Genomic DNA, 626 nt, shown 5'->3' with positions numbered 1-626 from the left:
ACATCACAATAGCCACGCCCCTTGATACGCTTCTGGAAAAATTGCTTTTTTACATCAGAACCAAACAACATACCGTAACCAAGCTCGCTGATACGCCCCAATCCCACACGGAAGTTGAAGTTATCTCTGATACCGTCCGAGAAATACTTTGCGTCTGGACGCTGGCAGGCGACGATAAGGAAATATCCTGCTTGCCGTCCTAACATAACGATTTTTTTTAGCTGGCTAAGTAGGCTTACGCTTTCTTTCGTCCCCAGCATTTCAAAAAATGCCACATATTCATCAAAGATAAGAAAGCAGGGTGGCAGTCCCAGATAGGCATAGTTTTCGCCAGTCTTATAGTTCGGGTGTCGTTTCATTTCCTCACTTCGCTGTACCATGCCCTCATAAAAGGCATTGACGCAATCAATCATTTCTTCTTTGGTGTGATACACATTTCCCATAACTGTCCCTAAGTCTGCAAGGTCAGCGTTCTTCGGGTCTAAGATATAAAGGACAGCGTTGGTATGCAGTAAGGCTTCAATGAGCGTCAGCAGAAAATAGGTTTTACCGCCGCCAGTCCCACCAGCAATCAGAGCATGAGGGAGTGCGTCATATTCCCAGACAAGATTTTTCATCAGTCTAAG

The 626-nt window shown here is 45.2% G+C and carries 1 protein-coding gene; it reads right to left on the bottom strand.

Annotation, left to right across the window (positions count from 1 at the left end; genetic code table 11):
• Nucleotides 1-626 (bottom strand): FtsK/SpoIIIE domain-containing protein (locus DWW13_RS18615; RefSeq protein ID WP_279221239.1); only part of this gene is annotated, 626 nt, incomplete at both ends.

The sequence above is a fragment of the Blautia sp. AF14-40 genome, from assembly GCF_003479665.1.
In the GTDB taxonomy this organism is placed as follows: Bacteria; Bacillota; Clostridia; order Lachnospirales; family Lachnospiraceae; genus Fusicatenibacter; species Fusicatenibacter saccharivorans.
This window is presented reverse-complemented; position numbering and strand designations above follow the sequence as displayed.